Here is a 21,431-nt window from a genome sequence, read left to right as displayed (position 1 = left end):
CATCCTCCTCTTATTCAACGGCTCTTGCCGACAGGCCAACCGTAAACTGCAATCGTTACAAGCACATTATACACCATCTATTTGCTGTATGCTGCACTTTTGAGGAGAAAGCGACACTTTGCCCGTCACCGAGCCAGTCGGATGATCCGGTCACAAATCGTTTCCGCATCCTCCTTGTCATGGGTCACCAATATCGTCGTGATGTGCGCGTGGCGAAGCAGCTGCTTCAAATCTTCCCGTATTTTCTTTTTCAAATCCGCGTCCAGGTTGCTGAATGGCTCATCCATCAATAAAATCGCGGGACGCGGCGCCAAAGCCCGGGCAAAAGCTACCCGCTGCTGCTGTCCGCCGCTCAACTCGTGCGGATACCGCTTTCCGTAGCCCTCCATCTGTACGAGAGACAGCATTTCCCCCAGACGTTGTTCCCGTTCCCTTTTGGTCAGCCGATGCAGTCCAAACAAAATATTTTGTTCGACGGTCAGATGAGGGAACAGAGCGTAATCTTGAAAAATCATCCCGACCCCACGATGCTCAGGCTCGACAAACTGCCGCGGATCGACCAGCACTTTTCCAGCGATCAAAATCCGCCCTCCCGCAGGAGCTTCCAGCCCGGCGATCAAGCGCAGCAACGTGCTTTTTCCACAGCCGCTGCTTCCCAGTATCCCGACGATCTCCCCTTGCTCCATGCGCAGCGAAAAATCGCGCACGACAGGCCCGCTCCCCGTATCATAGCCAAATGTGACGTTCTCCAATTGAAAAAAGCTCATTTTGCCTGCCTCTCCCCCAGCCAGTGATAAAAGTAAACCGAAACGATGCCGACACCGATGATGAGCAGCGAAGGAATCGACGCCTGATGAATCTGCTCATCGCTGGCGTATTGGTACGCTTTCGTCGCCAAAGTTTCGAAGTTGTAAGGACGAAGCAGCAAAGTAAGCGGCAGCTCCTTGACGATCTCCATGAACACGAGGATGAACCCGGTAATTACTGCGCCCTTGATCAACGGCAAATCCACTTTGAAAAAAGTGCGCGTCATCCCCATGCCGAGCAAGCGGGACGCCTCCGCATAACGGTTTCCCGTCTTTTCAAACCCCGCTTCCACTGCGTTGTAGCCGACCGCGAGAAAGCGGATGATGTACGCGAAAATGAGCATGAACAGCGACATGCTGATGACCAGCTTGCCTTCCGCGAAGCCCAGCCAGGCGTACAACGGCGCAAGCTCTTTGTCGAGTGAAATCACGACGGCAAGCACGCCGATGGACAATACCGCTCCCGGGATCGAATAGCCCATGGAAATCAGCCTGGTCATGACCAGCGAAAATACGGAAGTTCGCGAGTAGCGAATGACATTTGCCACTGTGACAGCCAAAATCATCAAGAGCGTGATGGAAATACAGGAAATCAGCAATGTATTGGTCAAAAGCTGCACAAATACGTCGTTCAGCACTTCCTTGTACGTCCACGTCGCCCAAACTGCCAATTGCGCGACCGGAATGAAAAAAGACAAAGCTGCGACCGCGACACAAAAGCACAGCACCGCGTACTTGGGCAGTCCCTTCAGCTTTCTCCTGCGCAATGGCGTCATGCGGTTGGTCGGGGAACTGAACTTTTTGCGTCTGCGCACCAGCCGTTCGACCACAAAAATCCCGATAATCAAGCTCATGAGCCAGGCCGCCAGACGAATTGCAGAATCGACGTCATACATGCCGAACCACGTCTTGAAAATGGCAGCCGTAAACGATTGAATGCCAAAGTGCTTCGTGACGCCAAAATCGTTCAGCACTTCAAACGCAACGAGACTTGCCCCGCCGGCAATCGCAGCCTGCGAGAGCGGCAGCACGATGCGCAAAAAGATGTGCAACGAATTTTTCCCCAGCAAGCGGGCGTTCTCGATGAAAGCCGCGCTCTGCTTCTCCATGAATGTTTTCGCAATCAAATACACGTACGGGAACAAAAACAGCGTGAAAATAAAAATAGCGCCCTTCATGGACATGATGTCAAAATAGCGCTGATCGGGAGCCAATCCCCATTCATTTCGCAAAAAAGTTTGAATACTTCCCGTATAGCTCAGCATGTTGCCGTACGTATACGCGGCAATATACGGCGGGATCGCCAGCGGCAGTACGAAAGCGAACGAAAAAAAACGCCGCAGCGGAAAGTCGTAGGCAGCTACCAGCCAAGCCAGCGAAACGCCTACGACGATCGTACAGGACACGGTTCCCAGCACAAGCAAGAGCGATTGCAGCGCGTAGTCCAGCAGCATGTATTCCTGAATATGCTGCCAGTTCTCGGTCGTTCGAGCAAACAGTCCGAGCAAAATATAAAGAGACGGGAGAAGGGCCAAAACGGCCCCTGTCACGCTCAGCGCTACCCACCCGTTCCACTTTCGTTTCAGGCTTCTTCGCAACGCAGCTCCCGTCATCTTTTATTTCCACCCTGCCTTGTTCATCAGTTCAACGGCTTTTTTGTTGTTCTCGCCGAGCTTGGCAAAGTTCAGTTCTTGTGTTTTAAACTCTCCCCACTCTTTCAACAGCGCAGGCTGCTCTGCCTCGGCGTTGACAGGAAATTCAAAGCTGCCTTGTGTCAACATCGTTTGGCCTTCTTTGCCCGTGATGTATTCCACCAGCTTGATGGCATTGTCTTTGTTTTTGGCGTGCTTGGTCAGGCCGATGCCGCTGATGTTCATATGTGTGCCAGTCGTAGTTTGGTTCGGGAAAAATACGCCGATATTTTCTGCGACCTTCACTTCTTCGGCGTCTTTGGAGTTCAGCATTTGCCCGACGTAGTACGTGTTCATGATCGCAACATCGCCGATCTTGGCAGCGATGGCTTTTGCCTGATCACGGTCGCCGCCCTCCGGCTTGCGAGCCAGATTGTTGACGAGGCCAGTTGACCAGTCCTGGGCAGCCTGTTCGCCGTTCAGCTCAATGAAAGAAGCGACCAGCGATTGGTTGTACAAGTTGGAAGAAGAACGCACCAGCACTTTGCCCTTCCATTTGTCGCTCGCCAAATCTTCATAAGTAGACAGCTGCTCCGGCTTCACGCGGTCTTTTGCATACACGATGACGCGAGCGCGGGTCGCCATGCCGATCCACTCATTGTCGGAATCGCGCCATTTGCTCGGCACGTTTTTATCTACCTCGGCGGAAGTGATTGGTTGAAGAACGCCATTTTGTTTGGCATAGTTCAGCACGCCGCCATCCACGGTGATGAACAAATCCGCTTCCGAGCTTTCCCCTTCGCGCTTCAGGCGTTCAACCAGCTCCTCGGCAGTTCCTTTTACTTCGTTGACCTTGATCCCGGTTTGCTTGGTAAACTCGCTGAACAGCTTGCTGTCGATCTCGTAGTGTCTGGCCGTAAATACGTTGACAACCTGATCCTTGCTTGCCTTCTCGTCCGCTTTTGGCGCTTCCGTGCTGGCTTGCGGCTGATTCGCGCTGCCTTCGCCTTGCCCTTGTCCGGCACCGCAGCCTGCCATGAACGGCACGGTCAGCATCGTAAAAAGCATGAGACCGAGCATGCTTGTTTTTCTCATCTTGATTCGTCCCCTTTACTCCGGTTGTTTTGATAATGAATATCATTTCCAATCGACAAGGCTTATTCTAGCGAAACAAAATGAGAAAACGATGAGAAAATCAAAAAAACATTTTTCGTCCTCATTGCACGCCCGCGCGAATCGGCAAGAAGACGTTTACAGTCGTCCCTTCCTGCTCGATGCTCTCGATGGACAAAGCCCCGTTGTACCGCTCGACCAGCCGCTTCGCGATCGACAAACCAAGCCCGTTCCCTTCTGCGCTGCCGCTTTTACGGTTTCGTGCCTTGTCTACCCGATACAGGCGATCTGTGACAAAAGGCAAGTCTTTTGCCGGAATGCCAATCCCTGCATCCTTGATGGCGAGACACACTCTTTCATTTTGCACCGTCGCCTGCACAGCGATCCGTTTTCGTTCCCGCGAATACTTGACGGCGTTGTCGAGCAGGATCAGCAAAATCTGCTCCAGGTGCTCCACCGATATCGCGAGCCTCACTCCTGACAGCTCTCGCAAGTCACGCTCCATGGTGAAAGCCGGATGCAGCACATTCACTTTTTTGATCGTCTGCAAAATGACTTGCTCCGGCTCGCACACAGCCGTTGCTTCATCCATTTGCAAGTTTTCCGCCCGCGTCAGTGCCAGCAGTTCTTCTACCAGCGCTTTTAACCTCGCCAGCTCCTGAATCGAGATTTGCAAAGATTCCTCCAGAACGGCAGGGTCATGCTTGCCCCAGCGATGCAGCATGCCCAAATGCCCTTCGACGATCGCGATTGGCGTCCGCAATTCATGCGAGGCATCCTCGACGAATTGCCGCTGCTGTTGAAAAGAACGTTCGACCTTGTCCATCATGACGTTAAACATGTTCATCGTCGTAGCGATCTCATCGTGGTTGTCGTAAAAGGCGATCCGCTCAGCCAGCCCTTTTTGCTTCACATTTTTCATCGTCTGATTCATCGCCTGCAGCGGCTTCACCAGCTGGCGAGCCAGCATCCGCCCCCCGAGGCCGCTGATGATAACCGCAACGAGACAGCCGATCGCCATAAATTGAAACAGCGCTCCGCTCAGTTGCTCAAATTCGTTGATGTTTTTTACAATCTCCACCGTGCCGTCAAACTGAAAAATCGTGATCGGGCGCTCCATCAACAGCAGATTGCCTTTGACGTGCATGCTCCGCCACTGTTCGTGCGGGGAGCCTGTGATTGTGGCTGCCAGGCTGTCCTCGATGCCATTGGACACGACAGCGACCGGGTTTCCTTGTTCGTCGAGGATGCGGATTCGCTGGTCTTGCTGGTTGATTTTTTGCAGGAAGCCGCGCATTTCGTCGAGATCGGCCCCCTCAAAGAAAATCTCCCTTTCCAGAGCAAAATTGAGAATCTCGCGCATCGTTTTTTCGGTGGCTTGTTCCTCCTGATGGATCATCCATTTTTCCACAAAAAAGTATTGGACGGTATTGTAGACGATGAACACACAAAACAGCAGCACGGACGACCAAAGGGTCAGCTTCCATTTGATCGGAAGTCTGGACAGGCGCGACGGGGTGTATTTTTTCATTTGCGCATCACGTATCCGATTCCGCGAACGGACTGAATGTAGCTGCCTTCCTGTGCCGAGTCGATTTTGTTGCGCAAGTAGCGCACGTACACGTCGACCACGTTCGTTTCCACCGCCGACTCGTATCCCCATACCGTGTCCAGCAGCACATCGCGGGGCAATACGCGGTTGATGTTTTTCATGAACACCACCAGCAGATCATACTCTCTTTTCGTCAGCTCGATCGTTTGGCCGGCTTTTGCTACCGTGCGGGCTTCCAAATCTGCGACAAGCTCGCGAAAAGCAAGCTTCGTCCGCGCCAGGTCGGTCTGTTCCTCCTGTCTGCGGAACACGACCCGCATTCGCGCAAGCAGCTCCTCAATGGCAAACGGCTTCGGGATGTAGTCGTCTGCGCCGCTGTCCAGACCCGAGACGCGATCATCGATACTGTCCCTGGCCGTCAGCATGATGATCGGTGTTTTTTTGCGTTCGCGAATGGCGCGGCACACTTCGATCCCATCGATTTCCGGCAGCATCAAGTCGAGCAGTACGAGATCCCACTCTTCCTTTAGCGCAAGCTCCAGTCCTGTTTTTCCGTCATCAGCGACAACGACGGAAAACGATTCGTGGCGCAATTCAAGCTCGATAAATCTTGCCATGTTTTTTTCATCTTCAATCAAAAGCACTCTTTTCATCGTTTACTCACCTTTTGTCCCTCATGGGGAAGTCCATCTGATTGTAGATGATAATAATTATCAGCGTCAACATAAGCGACTCGTTCGTCGATGAACCATCCGCCCATTTGCTACATAGGATGATCATCGTAACCATTCCATCGTGAGGGGGATGTGAAAATGAACGGGTATTCGCCTTATTTTTACGACGCGAGAATGATTTCTTCCTCATACCCGGCTGCGCCGACACAAGCCTATGCGCAAATTCAGGGCGGGCCGCTGGCTCCGAACCTGAACGGCTATGTCGTCTTCACGGACGTTCCGTACGGGACAGAGGTGTATGTGGAAGCGATCGGTTTACCGCCCTACAAGCCTGCATCCGGCAATCAACAGCCGATCGGTCCTTTTGGCTTTCACCTGCACGACCACGGCGTGTGCACAGTCGGCAATGCCGACGATCCTTTTACCGCAGCGGGAAGCCACTGGAACCCGACCAACCAGCCGCACGGCAACCATGCCGGCGACTTCCCCGTACTCTTTTCCAATGACGGGTACACGCGAATGAGCTTTTTTACCAACAAGTTCAGGGCAGCAGATGTCGTCGGAAGATCAGTGATCATTCACCAAAATCCCGACGACTACCGGACACAGCCATCCGGGAATAGCGGCAAAAGACTCGCCTGCGGCATCATCATGCCCGCCTAGCCCCATCACAGCTCAACTCCATGACAAATGCAGCGCTTCTCCGCAATCTCTCCCCCGCTCTTCCTGCCATGGACGCCAAAAAGCACAGAGACGCAGCCCCTGTGCTTTTCGTTTTCTTTTTTCCATACCTGTCTATCCGCGCAGCAGCGACAGATCGAAGCGCGGGACAAGCCCTTCCTCGGCTGCACGACCGAGCAAGGCAGTAATCGCCGCATAGCCATCTTCGCCCAAGTCTCGGGTAAATTCGTTTACGTACAAGTCAATATGTGCCTTGGCAACCTCAACAGACAACTCTTGCGCATGGCACATGACATACTCCTCGGATGCTGTCGGGTTCGCCCAAGCGTACTCCACCGATGCCCGCGTCCAGTTCGCCAGCGACTCCAAATCCATCGATCTGCGCGCGATGATCGCTCCCAAAGGAATAGGCAGATTCGTATCCGCCTCCCACCAGTTGCCGAGATCGGTCATGAGTGAAAGACCGTAGTTTTGATAAGTAAAGCGCGCTTCGTGGATGACCAGCCCCGCGTCGATTTTGCCGTCTCGTACAGCTGGCATGATTTCATGGAACGGCATCACGACGATTTCTCCGACGCCTCCCGGGACGTTTTGCGCTGCCCATAAGCGGAACAACAAGTAAGCTGTGGAACGCTCGCTCGGTACCGCCACCCGTTTGCCGGACAGCCGGGCCGGATCGTTGGCACTCGCGCCGGAATCGCCTTGCGTCAGGACAAGCGGGCCGCACCCTCTGCCCAAAGCTCCTCCGCACGGAAGCAGCGCATACTTGTCCAGCACCCACGGCAAGGCGGCGTAAGAAATTTTCATCACTTCCGGGCCTTCCGCCCGCGTCGCAAGCGTATTCGTAATGTCAATATCTGCGTACATGATGTCCAGTTCCGGTGCGCCAGGGATCAAGCCATGCGCCCAGGCGTGAAAGACAAATGTATCGTTCGGACACGGTGAAAATGCAATCTTCATCTACAGCACCTCCCGCAATACTGCGCTTCCTTTTTGTAAAACTTCCAGAGCGTCTTTGATCCGCCAAGCCGACTTGTCGCGCGGACCAATCGCATTGGAAACTGTTCTGATCTCCAGTACAGGCACTCCGCTTGCTTGCGCGGCGATGGCAACGCCGTAGCCTTCCATTGCCTCCGCGAGCGCCCCCGGCATTCTTTCTGCCAGTGCCTGCGCCGTTTGCGCCGTTCCCGTCACCGTGGACAGCGTCAAAATTTGCCCGCGATAAATAGGCAAGCCCGCCTGCAACATGGCTTGCTCCACCTGCTCTGCCAGCTCATCCGGGACTGGTACGCGCGCAGAACCAAACCCTAGCTCGTCCACACTGTGAAAACCATCCGGTGTCTCGGCCCCCAAATCGGCGCACACAATCTCGCTGGCAACCACGAGCGAACCGACATCTGCGCGTCCGACGAATCCGCCGCATATTCCGGCACATACGACCAGATCGTAGCGAGCTTCGGTCAAAGCCCGTGCTGTGCTGGCAGCCGCAGCTGCTGGCCCCACGCCTCCGATCAAAAAGGTGAACCGCTCATCTTCACCAATACCTGCGATGACCGCATCCCGTTCAACCGCTACCGATGTAACGATCAGGATGCGCTGCTTTTTTTGCTGATCAAGCATCTTTTCGCCTGCCCTCCTTCCGCTCTCCCTGCTTGTTTTCATCCTGTTTGAAAAAACTTTTTCCTCCTCCACGTTATCGCTACTTTTCTTTGCTGTAAAGTGTTTGACTTGTTTGTATAGCGAAAGGAAATTACTTACACTGAGATTGGGAATACTGATAGTGAAACTGCACCTTCCTTGCCGGAAAGGTATTGACAATGTGCTTCTAATAAAATATATTAGGTTACGAAACGTAAGTTAATTATGTTGAATAAGTTCAACTTTTTTCATCCACTATGTAAATAAAACACAATCTCCTGGAGGTAAATGATCATGAGCAAAGACTTTTTTACAGCCGTTAAAGACAGAAGAACTTATTATGGAATCAGCAAGGAAGCCGTTGCTTCTGACGAGCGCATCCGCGAGCTTGTTGAAGAAGCCGTAAAGCATACTCCATCTTCCTTTAACTCGCAAAGCGCCCGCGTTGTTGTGCTTTTGGGCGAACAACACGATAAACTGTGGAACCTCACAAAAGAAACATTGCGCAAAATCGTTCCAGCCGAAAACTTCGCTCCTACGGAAGAAAAAATGAACGCATTTGGCAATGGCTACGGCACGGTTCTGTTCTTCGAAGACCAAAGCGTAGTGAAAGGTCTGCAAGAAAAATTCGCAGCCTACAAAGACAACTTCCCGGTTTGGTCCGAGCAATCCTCCGGCATGCTGCAATTCGTCGTGTGGACTGCCCTGGAAACAGAAGGATTCGGTGCATCCCTGCAACACTACAACCCGCTGATCAATGAAGAAGTGCAACAAACATGGAACCTCCCAAGCGAGTGGAAGCTGATCGCGCAAATGCCGTTCGGCAAGCCAACCGCGCAGCCTGGCGAGAAACAGTTCCAGCCAATCGAAGAGCGCGTGAAGTTCTTCGCCTAATTTTTTCACGGCTCATGACAAGACGGCGCGAAGCCATTTCAGCTTTTCGCCGTCTTTGTCTATATTTTACCGGGAAGATATTAAAGTAAGCGATTGATTTCCGCATTTGTCTGTGGTAGTATTAACTTAAACAAAAGATGTTTCAAAAAAGCGTTCACATATTGTAAAGGGTTTACAGTTATGTTTGAACCTTTCACAATGTGTGAATTTTATTTTATCCACAAATAAAAGTTGCATATTCATTTTAATATTGTTGGAGGTAACACCCATGCAAACAGGTACAGTAAAATGGTTCAACGCTGAAAAAGGTTATGGTTTCATCGCAGTTGAAGGCGGAAACGACGTATTCGTTCACTTCAGCGCAATCACTGGCGACGGCTTCAAAACTCTTGAAGAAGGCCAACGCGTTGAGTTCAACGTAGTAGAAGGCAACCGCGGCCCACAAGCTGAGAACGTTGTAAAACTGTAATTGACTCACGAAGCTGCCCTTGCTGCATAGCGGGGCGGCTTTTTTTACTGCCTTTTTCAGGCGGAAAAAGTCGTTTTTTGTCGATCGGCGTTATAAAATTCGGACTTTGTCCCTAAAGAGCTGTTGACAATAGTCAACGCTCCCCATATAATCACGTTATAATGCAGCGAAAAGCAATGGCGCTTTCCAGCATGAAGTTTTCAAAATTTTACGCAATGATAGTGATTCCTTCGCTTATTTTCTAACTTTGTTTGAAAGCGGTTCCAGATGGTTAGCAATCATAAAGCTGTTTAAACAAGTCCATACAAAATAAGCAAAGGCGCTTAGGTACATCCTGTTTTCAGGGATTCCTAAGCGCTTTTATTGTTTACATCTTTCAAAAAGGTGGGGTTGTCCATGGAGCACATTGGAAGTGTCATTATTTACATCATCATGCTATGCGCAGTCATCGGTGCGATCGCAGCAATCCGCAACAGCGATGAAGGGCTTGGCAAGGAGTTCATGGAAGGGATTCACTCAACCGGTTACATCTTCGTACCTGCTGCCGGTATCATGGCCTCTCTCCCTTATATTTCCTGGTTTGTAGAAAAAGCCGTATCGCCGATTTTCCACAAAATTGGCGCCGACCCTGCCCTGGCAGCGACCGCGATTTTGGCCTCTGACATGGGTGGATACCAATTGGCGAACATTTTGAAAAGCTCGACCGAGGGTTGGGTAATGGCAATGGTAGTCGGTCTGATGGCTGGTGCCACGATCGTATTCTCCATTCCGATGGGACTTGCCATGCTGGACAAGCGCGACCACAAATACATGGCGCTTGGCGTCATGTCCGGGATTTTGACTGTTCCGATCGGCGCTTTTATCACCAGTGCCATTCTCTCTTTGACCAATGCGCAAGTGCGTGCTGAAATCTCTACGAATGCTGACTCCACCTACGCTTTTGCAATCGGAATCGGCCAGGTTTTGCTGAACTTGTCTCCTATCCTCATTTTCGTAATAGCGATTGCCGCTGGTCTGCGCTTCATGCCTGACCTGATGATTCGCGGATTCATGATCTTCGGTAAAACAATGGACGCTGGTATCAAACTCGTACTCGTGTTCTCGATCGTGCAATACTTTACTGGCATCTTTACTACCCTCTTTGGCGCTTGGGGCTTCGATCCGATCATCGCCGACCCGAAAGACCAGTACCGCGCCCTGGAAACAGCCGGTTATATCGGTATCATGCTCTGCGGTGCGTTCCCGATGGTATACTTGCTGCGTAAATACGCGGCGAAGCCACTGGAAGCACTCGGTAACAAGCTGGGTCTTAGCCCAACAGGCAGTGCGGGGCTTCTGGCAACTGTCGCAAACATTTTGGCGATGTTCCGTCTCGTGCGTTCCATGCCGCCAAAAGACAAAGTGGTAAACATCTCGTTTGCCGTATGTGCAGCGTTCTTGCTGGGTGACCACTTGTCCTTCTCTGCGAACTTCCAGCCTAACATCATCTTGCCTGTCATGCTCGGCAAGCTCGGCGCAGGTGTCATTGCAATCGCGCTCTCTTACTGGCTGTCTGTGCCAAAAGCACTGGAGCTGGAGAAACAAGATCGCGCAGCTGGCATCATCGGCCCTGATGAATACAAGGATCACCATGCATCCAATAAAGCTGCTTCTGAAGTAGCTGCTACGAAAGAATAAAAAGCAAGGCCGTCCATCAAGGGCGGCCTTTTTGCTGTTTGTATGCAGTATATATGTCAAGTCATCGTCACGGCGCCCGCAAAATGATGCTCACACCGCCAAGACAGCCTCATGACACCGAGCCAGTCGGACAAATCCGCTGCTTTTTTGCGCCATGCCTTGCGCAAAAAAGCAACACGTCTCAGAACGTCCTGCTGTACATACGCTGTACTGTATTGGCAAAAATGCGACAAGGAGCTGATTTCTGGATGCATTCCCCTGTCTATTTGGGAAACAATCGGCTTTTGCTCACGACTTGCTATGGCAAAAAGCTGCTTAGTCCCTCGGAAGACTTGAGTGTGGGCGTTGAGCTTGCGGCAAACGGAACCCATGAGAGCCCGCTGACCCGCTATTTTTGCCAGCAGGTGAAGCCTCGTCAGGTCGTTGTAGAGCTGGGTGCCCACATCGGCTATTTTACCATTTTGCTCGGTCAATTGATCGGACCGACCGGAAAGCTGTTTGCGCTAGAGCCGCACCCGCGCTGCCATGCCTTTCTGCTGGACAATCTCTCTATCAACTATTTTCACGACCGCGTACAGAGCTATCGGCTGGCGGCCTTTTCCCGGAAGTCGCGCATTTCGTTCTACGCCTCCCGTCGCTTCCTCGGCAACAGCTCGCTGCAACAACACAATGAAGCTTACCACAAGCACTATCTGGATGAATTTGACCAGCTCGAAGTGGACGCTGTCGCCGTCGACGATCTGCTTCCGCCAGACCAGAGCATTGATTTCGTCAAAGTCGATATTGAAGGCGGCGAATACCAAGCTTTTCTCGGCATGGAACGGGTACTCTCCACCCAAGCGAAAAACGTCGTCTTTGAGCTGAACCGCAACATGCTGCAAGCGGATTGGGAGCCGTTCGCCCAACTGCTTTGCCACTATCGCCAGACGTTCTCCAAGCGCTTCTTCGTCCTCAATAGCGAAGGCTCAACGGTAGAAATCGACCTCGATATCGTGCTGGCGACCGGAGAGTGCCCTTATTTGATTATGACCGATTGATCTGCGGCCAAAATTCAATTATACATATCAGAATTTGCTTATTTTTTTTGTGTAATGTGCAATTGAGCAGTAGTCAAGCAAAAATGAATGTTATAATAAAAAGGTACAAAATTTCACAATGGGGAGAGAAACGATGGAACAACTCAATGCACAATCGACTCATCAAAAATTACCCATTGGAAAGTTGCTGAAGAGAATCTTCTTTATTCTCGTCGGTGCTTCCCTTGTATCTGTGGCTCTGGAGATTTTTCTGGTGCCGAACAAGATCATCGACGGAGGAATCGTAGGTATCTCCATCATTGCCTCGCATCTCACATCTCTGTCTCTTGGCATCTTCCTATTCTTGCTTAACTTGCCTTTTCTCATAATCGGCTATAAGCAAATCGGAAAGACCTTTGCAATCTCTACGCTTTTCGGGGTAAGTATCATGTCCCTCGGAACCACTCTGCTGCATCCCGTTCCCGGACTGACGGATGATCCGCTGCTTGCTGCGGTGTTCGGCGGTATTATCATGGGGATTGGAGTAGGACTTGTTCTGCGCTACGGCGGCTCTCTGGATGGTACGGAAATTATCGCGGTACTGTTTAACAAAAAGTCTCCGTTCTCCGTTGGTGAGATCGTCATGTTTATCAACCTATTCATTTTGAGCAGTGCCGGATTCGTATTCGGTTGGGATCGCGCGATGTACTCGCTGATTGCCTATTACATTGCTTTCAAAATGATCGATCTGACCATCGAAGGCTTCCAGGAATCCAAATCCGTTTGGATCATTAGCGAAAACCACAAGTTGTTGGGAGACGCCATCGTTGCCCGTTTGGGACGCGGTATCACCTACTTGAAAGGGGAGGGTGGTTATACCGGAGATGACAAGAAAGTCATTTTCTGCATCATCACCCGTCTGGAAGAAGCCAAGCTGAAGCTGATCGTCGAGGAGCTTGATCCGAATGCCTTCCTGGCAGTCGGCAACATCCACGATGTACGCGGCGGGCAGTTCAAGAAAAACGCCATTCACTAAGAAGCTCTGCAAAAAAAAGTGCCGCCTGACTATCAGCGGCACCTTTTTTATGTCTTTGTCGGCAGGCTGCCATGACTTGCTGTCTGCGTCTGGCAAGGAAACGTCATCACTACCTCTGTTCCCTTCCCCGGCTCGCTTTTGACCTCGATGTTCCCGGCGTGGGCGAGAACAAGCTGTTTGGCGATAGCCATCCCCAGTCCGGTTCCGCTCGTATCCTCTTTGGTGTGCCCCCCGCGATAATAGCGTTCAAACAAGCTCGCTTTTGTTTTTTCGTCCATCCCCGGACCATTGTCCGCGATGCGAACTGCAAAGCTGTCAGGGGCAGCAAGACTGACCTCTACGCGCACAAGCGTCCCTTTTGGCGTATGCCGGATCGCATTGGTCAAAATGTTGATGACGATCCGCGAAAACCATTTCGGATCGAGCAGCGCCACGATTTTTTCCTCTTGAGCCTCAAACTCGATCTCGTGCCCAGACGCGCTCGGCTCGTTTACCAGGTCAGCTGTCATTCTGCGGATCGCCTCCACGACAGACACTGGCTCTTTCATCAGCGGCAGCGCGTGATTTTTTAAACGGTACGTCAAATTCAAGTCTTCGATCAAGCCATTCATGTAATCGGCTTTCTCCCGGATCGTTCGGCCAAACTGGTTTACTTCCGCCCTGCCCCACTCGTACTGCTCCGACTCCAGCATGGTCGCATAGCCAAAAATCGAGCTGAGCGGCGTCTTCAAATCATGGGAAAGCCCGGATATCCATTCTTCGCGCGTTTTCTCGATGTCTTTTTGCCGTTCTTCATTGGTCTGTAAAGTATGGCTCAGCTTCGCCAACGCGTCAAAAATGTCCTGAAAGACGGCGAACGACTTTTTCCGCTTGCCTTTTCGCGTCGTTCCGATGCGCCGACCGTTTTTGCCAATCGGCTCTGCATAGCGTCCTTGCGCCAGGTTGCCCAGCCAGTTCACCATATGCAAAAGCGGTTTCCCGACCCGCAGCGCATACCAGCTGCCCGCCAGCAGCACAGACACAATCAGGACGGCGCCCACCTGCAAAAACGAATAGGCAATCATGTTGTCGACGGACTCAGCCGCAGCTCCCGGGCGATACCACGGGTTGGCAACACCCACGATATACGTAAAACCGCTCGCCTTGTCGTAGCGGCTAGTGGTGATGACAGGGACGTTTCGACTTTCTTTGCCGTTCTGTAAAATCGGGATCAGATCGAGCTGCTTGGCTGCATCTGCTGCGTTGTACTCCGCGACGAGCTTGCCTTGCCGATCATAAATGGCGTACCAGCCCTTTTCCCGGGAGAAGCTGTTCGCAAGCTCGGCAGGAACCGGGGAGCCAGCTGTCGGTTTTGCTGCCAAAAGCTGCGCCATCAAGGCGTTTTCCGGAGCTGGCGTCCCGTACAGCACGATTACTTTTTGCTCCGACAGCTCCTGTTCTACCACCCAATGCTTCACGTAGTAAGCCGAAGCCTGGTCGTTTTGCGTCTGCGTGATCCACTCTCCCGGCTCATACGCTTGCGGGATAGTCGCCGGGGTGCGATACGCATACAAAAGCGTCCCTTTCGGATCGATAATCTGCAGCCAGCCGTTGTGGCTATCGACGCTTTTTTTCACTCGGTCGTTGACACTTATCTTGTCTTGCTCCCATTCGAGCTGCATGCGCAAATCGGAAGCGACCAAGCGGGACAGATCCGTTTCCAGCTCCTCGTTCATGAGGCGATAGCCCAAAACGATGAGCGAGCCGATCAGGCACAGAAGCAAAACCAGCAAAAAGCCGAAAAACTGGCGAACGTATTGGATGATCAGCTTTTTGCGCAGATTCATGCCTGTCTCCCTGGCGTCACCAGCTTGTATCCCAATCCTCTGACGGTAAGCAAATACTTCGGTTGTCCCGGATTTTCCTCGATTCGCTGGCGCAGCTTGTGGATGTGCACCATCACCGTATTTTCATCGAACAGCCCATACTCGTCCTTCCAGACGTGATCGTAAATTTGTTCTTTGGTGAACACGCGATTCGGATTTTGGCAAAAAAACACCAGCAAAGAAAAGACTTGCGCCGGACAGTCAACCTGCTCGTTGTTCACGGTTAACTCGGCTGCCTCCGCATTGACCTGAAAACGGCCGAAGTCGTAAATTTTCGCTTCCGGCGCAGGTGCTGGCCCGCCCAGCGTTCGGCGCAAGTGCGCCTTCATCCGGGCGACGACTTCCAATGGATGAAAAGGCTTGGTGATATAATCGTCTGCCCCGTGAGCAAAGCCGCTCAATTTGTCAAAGTCGGTTCCTTTCGCCGTCAGGAAAAAAATCGGCGCTTTCGTGCGCTGGCGAACAGCGGAGCAAAGCTCAAAGCCGTTTTTGTCCGGCAGCATGACGTCGAGAATCAGCAAGTCATATTGGCGTTCCTCGACCATCCGCAGCGCCTGTTCGGCTCTTGTGCATGTATCTATATGTACGAAGCCTTCTTTTTGCAAAACGGTTTTTAGCATGTGCAAAATCGCTTCCTCGTCATCTACCAGCAAAATTCTCGCTTCTTGTTCCACATTCTCACTCCCTTTTCCCCCTCATCATATCACGAGCGGGGGCAGCCATTATAAAAGATAAGGTAATGGTAAGGTTGCGTTTTCGTAGAGGAAAGATTCATCCTTTATGCTGTAGGAGAAAGGAGCGAATAACACTATGTGGGCTATTTGCAGGCATGAATATTTTCGTTTGTTCAAAAGTATCAAGTCACTGATTACGATCGCCTTTATCGTCGGCGTGTCGTATTGGGTTTCCGATCTGGTCAATCAGGCGGCAACTTTGATCCCCCAACAAGAACTGGCGAAGGGACACGCCTTGGGCGTTTTTGTATTGATTATGCTTTTGGGACCGCTCTTCGTCTTTAGTCTGTCGCATGACGTCATCAACCGTGAGCTGGCAGGCCGGACGATTCGCTTTCTCGTCACCCGCACTTCCCGGAACAAGATCATCCTGGGGAAATTTCTCGGAATCCTCTGCTTCTGGCTGAGCTGTCTCGTGATTACTTTTGGCGTCGTACTCGCTACTGTGCATACGTTTGACGCCAAAACCTTTTTGCACTGCTTGTCGCTGCTCGTCTACTGCATTTCGCTGGCTCTCTTGCTGTCTCTCGTAGTTCCGCGCCCGAGCTACACGATGTTTCTCGGTATTGTCGTGGCGATGCTGCTCCCGGGTCTTGGATTGTGGAGCACGTTTTCCGAGCAGCCTGCTGCACAGTGGATCGCTTACTTGACTCCGTTTACTTACCTGGAAAAAGGCGGCGCGTGGGTCGGAGTCATCTGGGGCTATGTCGTCCTGTTTCTCGGCGCTTCCATGTACTTGTTCCAAAGGAGGGATTGTTAATGGCCGTCTTTCAAACGCTGGAATTGAGCAAACGTTTCGGTGACCGCACCGTCGTCGATCAAGTAAGCCTGTCTGTACAAAGCGGGGAAATCTTCGGGTTTCTCGGGCGAAACGGAGCCGGAAAGTCTACTTTTATCAACATGCTGACAGGGATTATTCGCCCGACTTCCGGACAAATCGAGATGTTTGGCCAGGACGTCCGTGATGAACAATGGAAACGGCGCATTGGCGTCTTGCCGGACTATTCCACTTTTTACGACTCTCTGTCGGCTGCCGATCATCTGCGCTATTTTGCCCGTGTCAAAGGGGTTACCTTGACGAATGAGGAGTGCATGCGCATCCTCGGAGCGGTAGAGCTTGCTGAACATGCTTCGCGCAAAGCAAAAACTTTTTCTTTCGGGATGAAAAAGAAACTCGGAATTGCCCAGGCAATGATCGGCGATCCGGAAATTTTGTTCCTCGATGAACCTACCTCTGGCGTTGACGTCGAATCCGCCCTGCACATTCAGGAGCTGCTGCGCCGTCTGCACGAGAAGGGCAAAACGATTTTTATGACCTCGCACAACTTGCATGAGGTAGAAAAGATTTGCACCCGCATCGCCATCATGAAAAGCGGAAAAATCGCTTCGCTCGGCAGCCTCGACGAGTTGCAGGCAGCGCAACAGACATGGCGGCAGGTACAAGTTCGCCACTCCGCTTTTGCCACTGACGAGCACCCTGCATTGCACGCATTTATCGCATCGCTCGGTCGCAACCTCAGTTGGGGGGATGGTCGCTTTTCGCTTCAAGTGGATGAGGAACAAAAAGTCGCCGCGCTGGTACGCGCGCTCGTACAGGAACGCGTGGATATTTACGGTGTGAATGTGGAAGTTCCCTCTCTGGAAAAAATCTTTATGCAGGATGATGATACCCATGTCTAGCAAAATGATTTTACTGATTTTGTCCACTGTCTTTGTCTATCGGATTATCTTCAAAAATGACGACTTGTGGACTCCCTCCACATGGCTCCTGATCGGAGTGATTACCGTGAACTTGATCATCATCGTCCGGAAGAAATGGACAGAACGCGGTGCAGGCGAGTAAACGAAAAAGACAGCTTTTATCCCGACATTTTTCCGGGACGAAGCTGTCTTTTTCGGCGCAACAGATCACATGAATGATAAGTAAGACGGCAGTTGATCGAGGCGCTCAATCACGGCCAGCGGCTTGTGGTCTGTGGTCGCCGTCTTTCCTTTCGGGTTGAGCCAGATCGCGCTAAAGCCGGCATCGATGGCTCCGGCGACATCTGCTTCCCACGTATCGCCGACAAACAAAACTTCGCCGCTCGCTGCTTCCAGCCGTTCCCGTGCCGTGGCATAAATGCGCGGGTCTGGCTTGTGATAGCCCAAAAGCTCGGAAATAATCACCCGATCTTGCGGAAAATAGGAGGACAACCCTAAACGTTCGAGTTTGATAAACGCCATATCAACCGGGCCGTTGGTGACGATGCCAAGCTTGTGCTGCTCCGCCAGCTGCGCAACGATTTGTTGCACGGATGGATCAGGCTGTACGGCATCGAGACACGCCGCCTGGTACGCACGCTGAAAATCGTCCACGTCCCGGGCTTCGATGATCCGGTTGAAATCAGCCATTGCCCTTTGCATCCGCAGTTGGCGATACTGCGTGAAATCGTATTTTTTCGCAATGACGTCGATCCACAGATCGTCACCGTGGCGACGCAGCGCCGAGAGCAGTCCGGCAGCATCCATGCCTGCTGTTAATGCATGAGTGGCAATCGTTTGCTGCATCCCCTGCTCCCAGCAAGCGGAAAAGTCAAACAGCGTATCGTCGAGATCAAACAGGATCGTACTGAATCGAGACAATGTAGGTCACTTCCTCTTCCATTTTTCCTCTAAATAATACCTGCGCAAGGCTCTGTCTTTTGCTAAGATCATTGTAACGGATTATGAGAGCCGCCATCACGTTTTTGGCATCATTTGCGAAAAAGGAGGAGGATTGACATGTCAGAAGAGAAGCTTGACCAGCTGCTGGAAGGAATGAATGAGCTTCGTTTGGTTACTCGCGCTCTTTTGGATCGAAAGGATAAAACAAACGCCAAACTGGATGCTTTGATAAAGGAAGTGCTGGAGCTAAGGGCACTGTTTCGGAGTTGAAACAAGATATCCCTGTGCTCAAGCAGGATTAGCCTAGCTGATCGGCTTTTTCATCGCCGATTGCCGTACGATTTACTTCGCAGCTAACTCTTTTTCCAGAGCTTCTCTCAATTCCTCCGGCAGCAATATGGACCGCCTCGTGTTGGCATCGATCATCACCATCGTGACATCCGCATCGGCCACCAGCTCGTCATGTATGTTGAACAGCTCATGGCGAATCACGAAGCTTTTTTCTTTCACCCGCAGCGCTGTCGTAATCGCATAAACCTCTTCTCTCATCCGCAGCTCTTTGCGATAGTTGATATTGATATTCACGACCACAGGCATAATGGCCCGCCGCTTCAATTCATCGAGTGTAAATCCGAGCTGCCAGATCCAGTCAAAACGCGCCCACTCCATATACTCCAAATACTTGGCATTATTCACATGACCGATTACATCAATATCCGTAGACTGCACGGTAAACGCAAAGCGATGGGCCATTTTCTCTCACTCCTTGGCTGTTGTTTTCTTTAGTATAACGAAAATCGGCAACTGAGTGAACATTCATTCAAAATTTTCCGAATGATCACGCTGTTCTTTCCCGTTGATTCTCCTATAATAAAAGAAAGGACAAGCGCCTATTACGGTACGTGAAAGGATGGTTCCATGTTCGAGCAAGAATTGCTGCCTTCTCTGCAAACAGCCCGTTCCCGCTATTTGAACACACTTTCGAACCTTAAGGCTGACGAGCTGCCATTGAAGCTCGCTCCCGAATCAAACTCCATTGGCTTTTTGATTCGCCATATCGCCGAGGTCGAATTTCGCTTCTGTACCATGTTTTTTGCGCGTCCGCTTCCTGATTATATCTCCTCTCTGGCCACGATTGGTCCAGTCAAGGACGAAGGCAATTTTACTGATATGAATGGGCTTTTAGCTATTTGCGAGGCGTCTTACGATTATCTCGTCGATGCTTTGACCACTCTGCCACAGGTTGCCTGGGATGTGGCATGCGAAGCTCCCATCGGCACGCTGACTCCCCGTCAGGCTCTCGGTCGCCTGATTTATCATATGGGGTATCATGGCGGACAAATCGGCCTGATTCGCAAATACGGCGGCGCAAGATGACCTTGTCCTTTTCCGGAAAACAACTCGTCATCCGCGAGATGCAGCGTGCTGAGCTGCCGTACGTGCTCGATATGTACAACAGCAATCCACAGTACAACTTGCTGCGCTCCCGTACCGACACCATGAGCCTTTCCGAGTTGGAAGCGGAGTACCATTCTGCGCTGGCGATCCCCCATGGCTATTGGCTCCTGCTGACGGTAAAGGAAGCTCCCGTCGGTGTGATGCACGTCGTCCTCTCCAGCGAGCACGATGCGAAAAGCTGGGTCAGTTTGCTCGTTCTGCATGCGTCCTGGCAACGAAAAGGGCTGGGAACAGAAGCGGTGAAGCTGTTTGAAGACTTTTGCCTATTGCGCGGCACCAAACACATTCACCATGGTATTATCGCGTACAATGAACCAGCGCTGCTTTTTTGGGGCAAGCTTGGCTACGAGCAGTATCGTCAAGTAGAAGCACCTGTCGGGCAGTTGACACAGCCTGTCCTGCTGGTCGCCAAATGGCTTGAAGCTTGAACTCTCATCCCGCTAACAAGGAGGTGAATCACAATGAAGCGCCACCTGTATGAATGTGATGTGCCTGTCCTCGCCTAGTCGGTGAGGAAGCGTCTTTTTTCCTGCCTCCCGGCTATACAAGCCTATTTGTACGGATCAGATCATTCCGGGAGGGATTGTTGTTATGTCGTATTCACCATGGAAACAGTCATTGCTTGGCGCCATCTGCCTGACACTTGCGGCAGCGATTTGGGGCGGCGTGTATGTCGTGAGCAAAGTCGTACTGGAAGTCATTCCGCCGTTTACTTTGTTGATCCTGCGATTCGGCATCGCTTTGCTCGTGTTGGGAGCATTCGCTTTGGCCCGCAAGGAAGTCGTTCAGAAAAGAGATTATCCGTTGCTCATGGGCATTGCTTTTGTCGGGGTCACGATCTCGATTGCAGCCCAATTTCTCGGCACCAAGCTCTCTACGGCGCATATGGGCGCCCTGATTACTTCCGCGTCTCCAGCTTTTATTGCGATTTTTGCCGTCTGGCTGCTGAAAGAAAGCATTCACTTCAAGCAAGCCGCCGGAATCGTGCTTGCAACGGTTGGCGTGATCATCGTAATCGGTGTGCCAGATCAGGCGGATGCCCAATCGTCATTGACGGGAAACCTGATTCTGTTGGTCGCAGCTGTAAGCTGGGGGCTGTACACCGTCCTTAGCAAAAAAGCGACGCAGCGTTATTCCTCGCTGCTTGTCACAACGTATGTCGCTTTGTTCGGGCTCGTCTTCACAAGTCCTGTCATGCTCTGGGAGCTATCTGTCACCCCGATATCGTGGCAATTTGGCTGGGAGATTTGGGGGGGCATCCTGTATATCGGGCTAATCTCGACTGCCGGAGCGTTTTATTTGTGGAACAAGGGCTTTGAGCTTATGCAAGCTGGCAGTGGCGCAGGCTTCTTTTTCGTCCAGCCGATTGTCGGAGCTTTTCTCGGCTGGCTGTTGCTCCACGAACACCTGGGCACCAGCTTTTTCGTTGGAGCTGCCTTCATTTTTCTCGGCGTAGCCTTGTCCAATCTGCGCAAGCGCACTGCCACTGAAGCCGCCGATTTAGCGAAAAGATCATAAACAAACGCGAAAAAGGACAGCTGGCA

Annotated in this window: 25 protein-coding genes; 13 read left to right on the top strand and 12 right to left on the bottom strand. The window is 51.7% G+C overall.

Translation table 11 applies throughout. The features are described 5' to 3' along the window. Positions 1-125: 125 nt before the first annotated feature. The 5 genes from NST23_RS04840 to NST23_RS04820 form a co-directional block, all read right to left on the bottom strand. Positions 126-767, bottom strand: coding sequence for an ABC transporter ATP-binding protein (locus NST23_RS04840; protein WP_122966197.1), 642 nt, complete (start codon positions 765-767; stop codon positions 126-128). After that, on the bottom strand, positions 764-2,419 hold the full coding sequence (locus tag NST23_RS04835; RefSeq protein ID WP_340963240.1) for an ABC transporter permease: 1,656 nt from the start codon (positions 2,417-2,419) through the stop codon (positions 764-766). Before NST23_RS04835 ends, NST23_RS04840 begins: the two co-directional genes overlap by 4 nt. A 3-nt stretch (positions 2,420-2,422) precedes the next feature. Further along, positions 2,423-3,532 (bottom strand): Fe(3+) ABC transporter substrate-binding protein, encoded by a 1,110-nt coding sequence (locus NST23_RS04830; protein ID WP_122966199.1) that lies wholly within the window; start codon positions 3,530-3,532, stop codon positions 2,423-2,425. A gap of 121 nt (positions 3,533-3,653) precedes the next feature. Then, positions 3,654-5,081: a HAMP domain-containing sensor histidine kinase gene (locus tag NST23_RS04825; RefSeq protein WP_340963236.1), complete on the bottom strand. Its 1,428-nt coding sequence runs from the start codon at positions 5,079-5,081 to the stop codon at positions 3,654-3,656. Then, positions 5,078-5,755: a response regulator transcription factor gene (locus NST23_RS04820; RefSeq protein ID WP_122966201.1), complete on the bottom strand. Its 678-nt coding sequence runs from the start codon at positions 5,753-5,755 to the stop codon at positions 5,078-5,080. Before NST23_RS04820 ends, NST23_RS04825 begins: the two co-directional genes overlap by 4 nt. 159 nt (positions 5,756-5,914) lie before the next feature. Here NST23_RS04820 and NST23_RS04815 point away from each other — a divergent pair, with 159 nt between their 5' ends. Then, complete coding sequence (locus tag NST23_RS04815; RefSeq protein ID WP_122966202.1) at positions 5,915-6,439, top strand: superoxide dismutase family protein; 525 nt, start codon at positions 5,915-5,917, stop codon at positions 6,437-6,439. Positions 6,440-6,571: 132 nt separating this feature from the next. Here NST23_RS04815 and NST23_RS04810 read toward each other — a convergent pair whose 3' ends face one another. Next, the gene (locus tag NST23_RS04810) at positions 6,572-7,417 is read right to left on the bottom strand and encodes a 1,4-dihydroxy-6-naphthoate synthase (RefSeq protein WP_122966203.1); all 846 of its coding nucleotides are present in this window, start codon (positions 7,415-7,417) and stop codon (positions 6,572-6,574) included. After that, positions 7,418-8,077, bottom strand: coding sequence for a futalosine hydrolase (locus NST23_RS04805; RefSeq protein WP_281869570.1), 660 nt, complete (start codon positions 8,075-8,077; stop codon positions 7,418-7,420). A 312-nt stretch (positions 8,078-8,389) separates the two neighbouring features. Here NST23_RS04805 and NST23_RS04800 point away from each other — a divergent pair, with 312 nt between their 5' ends. The 3 genes from NST23_RS04800 to eutH all read left to right on the top strand — a co-directional run bounded on the left by NST23_RS04800 (position 8,390) and on the right by eutH (position 11,135). Further along, positions 8,390-8,989, top strand: coding sequence for a nitroreductase family protein (locus NST23_RS04800; protein WP_122966205.1), 600 nt, complete (start codon positions 8,390-8,392; stop codon positions 8,987-8,989). Positions 8,990-9,257: 268 nt separating this feature from the next. Next, the gene (locus tag NST23_RS04795; protein ID WP_063230452.1) at positions 9,258-9,458 is read left to right on the top strand and encodes a cold-shock protein; all 201 of its coding nucleotides are present in this window, start codon (positions 9,258-9,260) and stop codon (positions 9,456-9,458) included. Between the two features lie 396 nt (positions 9,459-9,854). Beyond that, a complete protein-coding gene (eutH, locus tag NST23_RS04790; protein WP_063230453.1) occupies positions 9,855-11,135 on the top strand; it encodes an ethanolamine utilization protein EutH in 1,281 nt (426 codons plus the stop codon). 56 nt (positions 11,136-11,191) lie between these two features. On the opposite strand, the gene NST23_RS04785 is transcribed toward eutH, so the two are convergent. Beyond that, positions 11,192-11,389 (bottom strand): hypothetical protein, encoded by a 198-nt coding sequence (locus NST23_RS04785; RefSeq protein WP_122966206.1) that lies wholly within the window; start codon positions 11,387-11,389, stop codon positions 11,192-11,194. Here NST23_RS04785 and NST23_RS04780 point away from each other — a divergent pair. Together NST23_RS04780 and NST23_RS04775 are read left to right on the top strand one after the other, a co-directional pair. After that, entirely contained in the window at positions 11,384-12,172 is a 789-nt protein-coding gene (locus tag NST23_RS04780) for an FkbM family methyltransferase (protein ID WP_122966207.1), read from the top strand. The two genes, NST23_RS04785 and NST23_RS04780, sit on opposite strands and share 6 nt — an antisense overlap. 133 nt (positions 12,173-12,305) lie before the next feature. Beyond that, complete coding sequence (locus NST23_RS04775) at positions 12,306-13,187, top strand: YitT family protein (protein WP_173597104.1); 882 nt, start codon at positions 12,306-12,308, stop codon at positions 13,185-13,187. Between the two features lie 47 nt (positions 13,188-13,234). On the opposite strand, the gene NST23_RS04770 is transcribed toward NST23_RS04775, so the two are convergent. Then, positions 13,235-15,013, bottom strand: coding sequence for a sensor histidine kinase (locus tag NST23_RS04770; protein ID WP_242772579.1), 1,779 nt, complete (start codon positions 15,011-15,013; stop codon positions 13,235-13,237). Continuing rightward, positions 15,010-15,726: a response regulator transcription factor gene (locus tag NST23_RS04765; protein ID WP_122966210.1), complete on the bottom strand. Its 717-nt coding sequence runs from the start codon at positions 15,724-15,726 to the stop codon at positions 15,010-15,012. Before NST23_RS04765 ends, NST23_RS04770 begins: the two co-directional genes overlap by 4 nt. Before the next feature lie 136 nt (positions 15,727-15,862). Between NST23_RS04765 and NST23_RS04760 the strand changes: the two genes are divergently transcribed. From NST23_RS04760 to NST23_RS04750, 3 genes are read left to right on the top strand one after another with little or no spacing between them, the layout of a single operon-like run. Beyond that, positions 15,863-16,546: an ABC transporter permease gene (locus NST23_RS04760; RefSeq protein ID WP_122966211.1), complete on the top strand. Its 684-nt coding sequence runs from the start codon at positions 15,863-15,865 to the stop codon at positions 16,544-16,546. Beyond that, complete coding sequence (locus NST23_RS04755; RefSeq protein WP_340963234.1) at positions 16,546-17,466, top strand: ABC transporter ATP-binding protein; 921 nt, start codon at positions 16,546-16,548, stop codon at positions 17,464-17,466. Before NST23_RS04760 ends, NST23_RS04755 begins: the two co-directional genes overlap by 1 nt. After that, positions 17,459-17,629 (top strand): hypothetical protein, encoded by a 171-nt coding sequence (locus tag NST23_RS04750; protein ID WP_340963231.1) that lies wholly within the window; start codon positions 17,459-17,461, stop codon positions 17,627-17,629. The genes NST23_RS04755 and NST23_RS04750 overlap by 8 nt, the downstream gene beginning before the upstream one ends. Before the next feature lie 65 nt (positions 17,630-17,694). Here NST23_RS04750 and NST23_RS04745 read toward each other — a convergent pair whose 3' ends face one another. Beyond that, positions 17,695-18,408: an HAD family hydrolase gene (locus NST23_RS04745; RefSeq protein WP_173597108.1), complete on the bottom strand. Its 714-nt coding sequence runs from the start codon at positions 18,406-18,408 to the stop codon at positions 17,695-17,697. 138 nt (positions 18,409-18,546) lie between these two features. Between NST23_RS04745 and NST23_RS04740 the strand changes: the two genes are divergently transcribed. Further along, complete coding sequence (locus tag NST23_RS04740; protein WP_229049827.1) at positions 18,547-18,699, top strand: hypothetical protein; 153 nt, start codon at positions 18,547-18,549, stop codon at positions 18,697-18,699. 72 nt (positions 18,700-18,771) lie between these two features. Here NST23_RS04740 and NST23_RS04735 read toward each other — a convergent pair whose 3' ends face one another. Beyond that, entirely contained in the window at positions 18,772-19,182 is a 411-nt protein-coding gene (locus NST23_RS04735) for an acyl-CoA thioesterase (protein WP_063230461.1), read from the bottom strand. A gap of 165 nt (positions 19,183-19,347) precedes the next feature. Here NST23_RS04735 and NST23_RS04730 point away from each other — a divergent pair, with 165 nt between their 5' ends. The 3 genes from NST23_RS04730 (at position 19,348) to NST23_RS04720 (ending at position 21,405) form a co-directional block, all read left to right on the top strand. Beyond that, complete coding sequence (locus NST23_RS04730; RefSeq protein WP_217022467.1) at positions 19,348-19,806, top strand: DinB family protein; 459 nt, start codon at positions 19,348-19,350, stop codon at positions 19,804-19,806. Further along, positions 19,803-20,315, top strand: a complete 513-nt coding sequence (locus tag NST23_RS04725) for a GNAT family N-acetyltransferase (protein WP_173597109.1) — start codon at positions 19,803-19,805, stop codon at positions 20,313-20,315. The genes NST23_RS04730 and NST23_RS04725 overlap by 4 nt, the downstream gene beginning before the upstream one ends. Before the next feature lie 163 nt (positions 20,316-20,478). Then, entirely contained in the window at positions 20,479-21,405 is a 927-nt protein-coding gene (locus NST23_RS04720; RefSeq protein ID WP_217022468.1) for a DMT family transporter, read from the top strand. Positions 21,406-21,431: the final 26 nt, after the last annotated feature.

Source organism: Brevibacillus sp. FSL K6-0770 (assembly GCF_038000275.1).
GTDB lineage: Bacteria > Bacillota > Bacilli > Brevibacillales > Brevibacillaceae > Brevibacillus > Brevibacillus parabrevis.
This window is presented reverse-complemented; position numbering and strand designations above follow the sequence as displayed.

What these genes read in the sequence shown, in the direction of transcription:
- NST23_RS04840 (WP_122966197.1), bottom strand. Translation starts at nt 767, where the DNA reads ATGAGCTTTTTTCAATTGGAGAACGTCACATTTGGCTATGATACGGGG.
- NST23_RS04835 (WP_340963240.1), bottom strand. Translation starts at nt 2,419, where the DNA reads ATGACGGGAGCTGCGTTGCGAAGAAGCCTGAAACGAAAGTGGAACGGG.
- NST23_RS04830 (WP_122966199.1), bottom strand. Translation starts at nt 3,532, where the DNA reads ATGAGAAAAACAAGCATGCTCGGTCTCATGCTTTTTACGATGCTGACC.
- NST23_RS04825 (WP_340963236.1), bottom strand. Translation starts at nt 5,081, where the DNA reads ATGAAAAAATACACCCCGTCGCGCCTGTCCAGACTTCCGATCAAATGG.
- NST23_RS04820 (WP_122966201.1), bottom strand. Translation starts at nt 5,755, where the DNA reads ATGAAAAGAGTGCTTTTGATTGAAGATGAAAAAAACATGGCAAGATTT.
- NST23_RS04815 (WP_122966202.1), top strand. Translation starts at nt 5,915, where the DNA reads ATGAACGGGTATTCGCCTTATTTTTACGACGCGAGAATGATTTCTTCC.
- NST23_RS04810 (WP_122966203.1), bottom strand. Translation starts at nt 7,417, where the DNA reads ATGAAGATTGCATTTTCACCGTGTCCGAACGATACATTTGTCTTTCAC.
- NST23_RS04805 (WP_281869570.1), bottom strand. Translation starts at nt 8,077, where the DNA reads ATGCTTGATCAGCAAAAAAAGCAGCGCATCCTGATCGTTACATCGGTA.
- NST23_RS04800 (WP_122966205.1), top strand. Translation starts at nt 8,390, where the DNA reads ATGAGCAAAGACTTTTTTACAGCCGTTAAAGACAGAAGAACTTATTAT.
- NST23_RS04795 (WP_063230452.1), top strand. Translation starts at nt 9,258, where the DNA reads ATGCAAACAGGTACAGTAAAATGGTTCAACGCTGAAAAAGGTTATGGT.
- eutH (WP_063230453.1), top strand. Translation starts at nt 9,855, where the DNA reads ATGGAGCACATTGGAAGTGTCATTATTTACATCATCATGCTATGCGCA.
- NST23_RS04780 (WP_122966207.1), top strand. Translation starts at nt 11,384, where the DNA reads ATGCATTCCCCTGTCTATTTGGGAAACAATCGGCTTTTGCTCACGACT.
- NST23_RS04785 (WP_122966206.1), bottom strand. Translation starts at nt 11,389, where the DNA reads ATGCATCCAGAAATCAGCTCCTTGTCGCATTTTTGCCAATACAGTACA.
- NST23_RS04775 (WP_173597104.1), top strand. Translation starts at nt 12,306, where the DNA reads ATGGAACAACTCAATGCACAATCGACTCATCAAAAATTACCCATTGGA.
- NST23_RS04770 (WP_242772579.1), bottom strand. Translation starts at nt 15,013, where the DNA reads ATGAATCTGCGCAAAAAGCTGATCATCCAATACGTTCGCCAGTTTTTC.
- NST23_RS04760 (WP_122966211.1), top strand. Translation starts at nt 15,863, where the DNA reads ATGTGGGCTATTTGCAGGCATGAATATTTTCGTTTGTTCAAAAGTATC.
- NST23_RS04755 (WP_340963234.1), top strand. Translation starts at nt 16,546, where the DNA reads ATGGCCGTCTTTCAAACGCTGGAATTGAGCAAACGTTTCGGTGACCGC.
- NST23_RS04750 (WP_340963231.1), top strand. Translation starts at nt 17,459, where the DNA reads ATGTCTAGCAAAATGATTTTACTGATTTTGTCCACTGTCTTTGTCTAT.
- NST23_RS04740 (WP_229049827.1), top strand. Translation starts at nt 18,547, where the DNA reads ATGTCAGAAGAGAAGCTTGACCAGCTGCTGGAAGGAATGAATGAGCTT.
- NST23_RS04735 (WP_063230461.1), bottom strand. Translation starts at nt 19,182, where the DNA reads ATGGCCCATCGCTTTGCGTTTACCGTGCAGTCTACGGATATTGATGTA.
- NST23_RS04730 (WP_217022467.1), top strand. Translation starts at nt 19,348, where the DNA reads ATGTTCGAGCAAGAATTGCTGCCTTCTCTGCAAACAGCCCGTTCCCGC.
- NST23_RS04725 (WP_173597109.1), top strand. Translation starts at nt 19,803, where the DNA reads ATGACCTTGTCCTTTTCCGGAAAACAACTCGTCATCCGCGAGATGCAG.
- NST23_RS04720 (WP_217022468.1), top strand. Translation starts at nt 20,479, where the DNA reads ATGTCGTATTCACCATGGAAACAGTCATTGCTTGGCGCCATCTGCCTG.